Source organism: Mycobacterium sp. (genome assembly GCF_044370595.1).
Classification (GTDB): Bacteria; Actinomycetota; Actinomycetes; order Mycobacteriales; family Mycobacteriaceae; genus Mycobacterium.
Window position 1 is genome coordinate 1 of sequence record NZ_JBILVF010000198.1, and the last position, 5,407, is coordinate 5,407.

Annotated in this window: 7 protein-coding genes and 1 pseudogene; 4 read left to right on the forward strand and 4 right to left on the reverse strand. The window is 67.7% G+C overall.

The features are described from left to right. Positions 1 to 108 precede the first annotated feature (108 nt). The 3 genes from ADBZ5N_RS17215 to ADBZ5N_RS17225 form a co-directional block, all read right to left on the reverse strand. Entirely contained in the window at positions 109 to 714 is a 606-nt protein-coding gene (locus ADBZ5N_RS17215) for a GNAT family N-acetyltransferase (protein ID WP_526259527.1), read from the reverse strand. 62 nt (positions 715 to 776) lie between these two features. Then, the gene (gene glp / locus ADBZ5N_RS17220) at positions 777 to 2,012 is read right to left on the reverse strand and encodes a molybdotransferase-like divisome protein Glp (protein ID WP_526259529.1); all 1,236 of its coding nucleotides are present in this window, start codon (positions 2,010 to 2,012) and stop codon (positions 777 to 779) included. A 57-nt stretch (positions 2,013 to 2,069) separates the two neighbouring features. Continuing rightward, on the reverse strand, positions 2,070 to 2,981 hold the full coding sequence (locus ADBZ5N_RS17225) for a UTP--glucose-1-phosphate uridylyltransferase (RefSeq protein ID WP_526259531.1): 912 nt from the start codon (positions 2,979 to 2,981) through the stop codon (positions 2,070 to 2,072). Between the two features lie 61 nt (positions 2,982 to 3,042). On the opposite strand from ADBZ5N_RS17225, the gene ADBZ5N_RS17230 reads away from it, so the two are divergent. The 4 genes from ADBZ5N_RS17230 to mscL all read left to right on the forward strand — a co-directional run bounded on the left by ADBZ5N_RS17230 (position 3,043) and on the right by mscL (position 5,263). After that, on the forward strand, positions 3,043 to 3,642 hold the full coding sequence (locus ADBZ5N_RS17230; protein WP_526259533.1) for a 5-formyltetrahydrofolate cyclo-ligase: 600 nt from the start codon (positions 3,043 to 3,045) through the stop codon (positions 3,640 to 3,642). Between the two features lie 40 nt (positions 3,643 to 3,682). Beyond that, the gene (locus ADBZ5N_RS17235; RefSeq protein WP_526259535.1) at positions 3,683 to 4,033 is read left to right on the forward strand and encodes an FmdB family zinc ribbon protein; all 351 of its coding nucleotides are present in this window, start codon (positions 3,683 to 3,685) and stop codon (positions 4,031 to 4,033) included. A 65-nt stretch (positions 4,034 to 4,098) separates the two neighbouring features. Continuing rightward, on the forward strand, positions 4,099 to 4,752 hold the full coding sequence (locus tag ADBZ5N_RS17240) for an SAF domain-containing protein (RefSeq protein ID WP_526259537.1): 654 nt from the start codon (positions 4,099 to 4,101) through the stop codon (positions 4,750 to 4,752). 85 nt (positions 4,753 to 4,837) lie between these two features. Further along, positions 4,838 to 5,263: a large-conductance mechanosensitive channel protein MscL gene (gene mscL / locus ADBZ5N_RS17245; RefSeq protein WP_526259539.1), complete on the forward strand. Its 426-nt coding sequence runs from the start codon at positions 4,838 to 4,840 to the stop codon at positions 5,261 to 5,263. 60 nt (positions 5,264 to 5,323) lie between these two features. Here mscL and ADBZ5N_RS17250 read toward each other — a convergent pair. Then, a pseudogene (locus tag ADBZ5N_RS17250) lies at positions 5,324 to 5,407 on the reverse strand (MspA family porin); the annotation flags it as partial.

Genomic DNA, 5,407 nt, shown 5'->3' on the forward strand with positions numbered 1-5,407 from the left:
TGACGTCCGCGATGACTGACGGCGCGCCGTGCCAATTACACACGTGTAATTCTTGAAGAACAAGCACCAACAGCCACAAATGTCACATTCGTAACAGTCGGGTCGGCTTCAGGCCCACCCCGCGAGCCCACGCCGGACCAACGCCGCGGCCACCGAGCCGTCCATCTCCTCGACCGTCATAGCCACCAACAGGTGGTCGCGCCAGGCGCCGTCGACGTTGAGATACCGCCTCAGCAGACCCTCCTCGCGGAAGCCCACTTTGGCCAGCACCCTGCGACTGGCGATGTTTTCCGGGCGAACCGTCGCCTCGACCCGATGCAGGCCGACGGGTCCGAAGCAATGATCCAGACCTAACGCCAGAGCACCGGTGGCCACGCCGGCGCCGGTCACCTCGCTGGACACCCAGTAGCCGATCCAGGCCGATCTCAGTGCACCGTGGGCCACGTTGCCGATTGTCAACTGGCCCTGGAATCGGCCGTCAAGTTCGATGACGTAGGGCAGCATACGTCCCTTGCGGGCCTCCGCCCGAAGCCCTGAGTGCATCGCCGGCCACGCCGAAACACTATGGCGCTGAGCCCAATCCAGGTCCGCGGACGGCTCCCAGGGCTCCAGATTGTCCCGTTCGGCCAACCGGATTCGACTCCACTGAGCGCCGTCTCGCATCCGCGCCGGCCGCAACCGGACCGCGCCGCCCCCCACCCGCAACGGCCCCATGACCGATGGCCAACCCGGATGCGCTGATCCACGTCCCCACAAGCTCACAACAGCTTCCGGACTCAGCCGCGCTGGGCCAGGAAGGCGACGTCGACGAACTCCCCGGCGGGGACCTCGGCGACCTCGCTGGGCACCACCACCAGACAGTTGGCCTCGGCCAACGAGGCAAGCAGATGCGCGGACCCGCCCGGCGCTTCACCGATGGCTTCGACGAGATAATCACCGGTGTCCTGGTCGCGCAGCAACTGGCCGCGCAGAAAGCCGGTTCTGCCGGGCACCGACGCGATCGGTGCCAGTGTCCGCGCCCGAACGACCCGCCGCATGGCCTGGCGCTTACCCAGCGATAACCGGATCAGGGGACGCACCATGACCTCGAACACGACCAGCGCACTGACCGGGTTGGCCGGCAGGAGGAACGTCGGAACGCCGTCCGGTCCGAGCTGACCGAAGCCCTGCACCGACCCGGGGTGCATGGCGATCCGGATTACTTCCATGTCGCCCAACTGCGACAGCACGGCGCGTAGGTTCTCGGCTGCTGCTCCGCCGACCGCTCCGGCGAACACCACCACCTCACTGCGGTTGAGTTGGCTCTCGACGACCTCCCGCAGTTCCTTCGGGTCGGTGCTGACGATCCCGATCCGGGTGGCTTCGGCCCCGGCATCGCGGGCGGCAGCGGCAAGGGCGTAGGAGTTGACGTCGTAGACCTGAGCGTTGCCGGGGGTCCGGGAGATGTCGACGAGTTCGGCGCCGACGCTCATGACCGCCACCCGGGGTTTGGGGTGGACCAGCACCCGTTCACGGCCCACCGCGGCCAGCAGTCCGACCTGGGCCGGCCCGATGATCGCGCCGGCACGTACGGCTACGTCGCCGGGTTGGACATCGTCGCCCACATGGCGGACGTAGGCGCCGGATCGGACTGCGCGCAGCGCGCGTACCCGGGTCGCACCTGCGTCGGTCCAGCGCAACGGCAGCACCGCGTCGGCCAGGGTGGGCATCGGCGCGCCGGTCTGGATGCGCGCAGCCTGGTTGGGCTGCAACCGGGTCGGCGTACGGTCACCGGCCTCGATGACACCCATGACCGGCAACACGACCTCAGCGCCGTCACCGGCGGTACCGATGTCCGCGCTGCGCACCGCATAGCCGTCGATGGCGGCCTGGTCGAAGCCAGGCATCGGCTGCTCGGTCACCACTTCTTCGGCGCACATCAGACCCTGCGCCTCGGCGATGGGGACCCGGACCGGCCTGGGGGCGACAGCGGCAGCCGTCACCCTGGCCTGCTGTTCCTCGACCGAACGCACAGTACTGCCTTTCTGCCGGGCTGCCTTCCAGCTTTCGCCGACCGGCCTACCGCGCCCCTACCGGTCGGTCAGACCCAGCCGCTCAACCAACCACTCCCGCAATTCGGGGCCGTAGTCGTCACGGTCCAAGGCAAAGTCAACCGCAGCCTTCAGATAGCCGCCGGGATTTCCCAAGTCGTGTCGGGTGCCACGGTGCACCACGACGTGCACCGGGTGACCTTCGGCGATGAGCAGCGCGATGGCGTCGGTCAACTGAATCTCACCGCCGGCGCCGCGGTCCACCCGCCGCAGCGCATCGAAGATGGCGCGGTCCAGCAGGTACCGGCCGGCAGCTGCATAGCGCGACGGCGCCTTGTCCGCGGGGGGCTTCTCCACCATGCCCTTGACCCGAAGGACGTCGGGGTTCGCGGCGCCCTCTGCGGGTTCGACGTCGAAGACGCCGTAGTTGCTGACTTCCTCGGGCCCCACCTCGATCGCGCACAACACGGTGCCGCCCCGTTTGGCCCGGACCTTGGCCATGGTGACCAGGACCCCGGTCGGCAGGACCAGGTCGTCGGGCAGCAACACCGCGACGGCGTCCTCGTCCGGGGACAGCAGCGGTTCGACGCACCCCACCGCATGCCCGAGTCCGAGCGGCTCGGCCTGCACCACCGACTCGACTTTGATCAGCGCCGGGGCCTTGCGGACCTTGGCCAGCATCGCCTTCTTGCCGCGGGCTTCCAGGGTGCCCTCAAGCACTAGATCCTCGACGAAGTGCGCGACGACTCCGTCCTTGCCCTCGGAGGTCACGATCACCAGGCGCTCGGCGCCGGCCTCGGCGGCCTCCTCGGCAACCAGCTCGATTCCGGGGGTGTCGACGACCGGCAGCAACTCTTTGGGGATGGTCTTGGTGGCCGGCAGAAACCGGGTGCCCAGACCGGCCGCCGGCACGATCGCGGTACGGGGAATCGGCACCCGTTTCGTGAGCATTTCAACACCCTAACCCGGTGGACCGTAGCGCCGAAACGGTAACGCTGCCATGGTTGAGGGTGTGGCCGGAGCAGCGAAGGAATCCCGACGCAGCGAACTTCTGTCATCCCGCCGCGCCGTGCCCGATGCCCTGCGGCGGGCGGAGTCCGCCCAACTGATCGGCCATCTGCCGGCGGTGGTGGCCGGAGCACGGGTGATCGCCGCGTATGTCCCGATCCGCACCGAACCCGGTTCCCCCGAAATGCTCGATGTTCTCGCCGAATTGTGTGAGACGGTCTTGCTTCCGGTGGTGCACACCGGTCCGGCCGGCGAGCACCTCCCGCTGCAGTGGGGCCGCTACGTCACCGGAGGGCTGAGCGCGGCGCGGTTCGGGCTGACCGAACCCGCCGGACCGTCGCTGCCGGCGTCGGCCCTTGCCGAGGCGCAGGTGGTTCTGGCTCCCGCCCTGGCGGTCGATCGACGCGGCGTACGCCTGGGCCGGGGCGGGGGTTTCTATGACAGGTCGCTGCCGCTGTGCGCGCCGGACACGCGTCTGGTCGCGGTGGTGCGCGACGGCGAAATTCTCGATGAACTGCCCAGCGAGGTCCACGACGTCCGGATGACCCACGCGTTGACTCCCGGTGGCGGCCTGATCTCGCTGCATGGCGGCGCTAGCACTTGACGCGGTAGAGTGCTAAAAACCAAGTCCTTCGGAGGTTGATGTGCCGACCTACAGCTATGCCTGCACCGAGTGCGACAACCGGTTCGATGCGGTCCAGGCGTTCACCGATGACGCCCTGACCACCTGCCCGCAGTGCTCGGGCCGGCTCCGCAAGCTTTTCAATTCGGTAGGTGTGGTGTTCAAGGGCAGCGGCTTCTACCGCACCGACAGCCGGGAGGGCGGTAAACCGAAGGTCGACTCGTCGAATTCGGAGACGTCCGGCGCCTCGACGTCATCGTCCCCGTCGTCCGCTTCATCGTCCTCATCCTCGACCGAGAAGCCGTCCGGCTCGGGCAGCGGGCCCTCGACGTCGTCGCCCACCAGTTCCGCGCCCGCCGCAACCTCCAGCTAGGCGTTATCCACAACCCTGCCCGCGCTTGCACGCGGGACTTCCCGCGGGCCGCTACCTTTGGCAGGATGGGAAATCCGCTCAATCCCACTGTGCTGAACTGTATTTCACGTGCCGTGCGGCCCGACTTCGCCCGCACGGTCTTGGCGCGGCGTGTTGCCGCGGGCTTGCTTGTGGTGTTGGCCGCGGTCCTGGCCTGGCGGCCGGACCCGCGCTCCGAACCACGCGACGTGGTGGTGGCGGTGCGTGACCTCGCCCCGGGAATCACCGTCACAGCCGGCGACGTCACCCTGCTCAGTCGCCCGGCCGGGACCCTGCCCGACGGGGCGGTCACCGCTGTGGACGCGGTCGTGGGCGCCACTCTGGCCGGCCCGTCCAGGCGCGGGGAGATACTGACCGACGCCCGGGTGCTCGGCTCCCGACTTGCAGGTCTGAGCGTCGGCGCCGAGGCCCGGACCGTGCCGGTTCACCTCTCCGACACCGCGGTGCTCGATCTGATCCGTCCCGGTGATGTCGTCGACATCCTGGGCGCGGAATCGGCGGACGGAGCGGCGCACCCTCGACTGCTGGCGACCGCGGCCGTGGTGGTCCTGGTCTCGCCCGCCGGGGCTCGCGACGGCGCCGGCGACGGCCGAGTGGTGCTGGTGGCCCTTCCTGCAGCGGCCGCCCATGCGCTCGCCGGTGCCACCCTCGTTGAAGACGTGACGCTGACGATTCACTGAACAGCGCAGCGCTATCTCGGCTGTGGGCTTACCGTCGGCTACGCTTTCGTCGCCTGACGCCCAATTCAGCAAAGGAAGGTTCACCGTGTTAAAGGGTTTCAAAGAGTTCCTCGCCCGCGGCAACATCGTTGATCTCGCAGTCGCGGTGGTCATCGGCACCGCATTCACCGGGCTGGTCACCAAGTTCACCGACAGCATCATTCAGCCGCTGATCAACCGGATCGGAGCGGGCACGAATTCGTCCTACGGAATCCTCAAGATCGGTATCGGCGGCGGTCAGACCATTGACCTCAACGTCCTGTTGTCTGCGGCGATCAATTTCGTGCTGGTGGCCGCGGTCGTCTACTTCTTCGTGGTGCTGCCCTACAACAAGATGCGGTCCAAGGCATCGGCCGAACCGGCAGTCGACAAGACCAACCGGCTGCTGACCGAGATCCGCGACGCCCTCGGCGGTCAGGACACCAAACCGGAGTTCGAACGCGGATTCGACATCACCCAACTCCGCAAGTAGGAGAGCGAGAAAAACGGGCACCCGGCAATTGCCGGGTGCCCGTTTGTCGGTTGTCCAGTGTTAATTCATGTTCCAGGGTTCGCCGTAGGTGGTGACGCTGTCACCGGTGCCCGAGATCAGCCGGGCGAACGGGCGCAGTAGCAC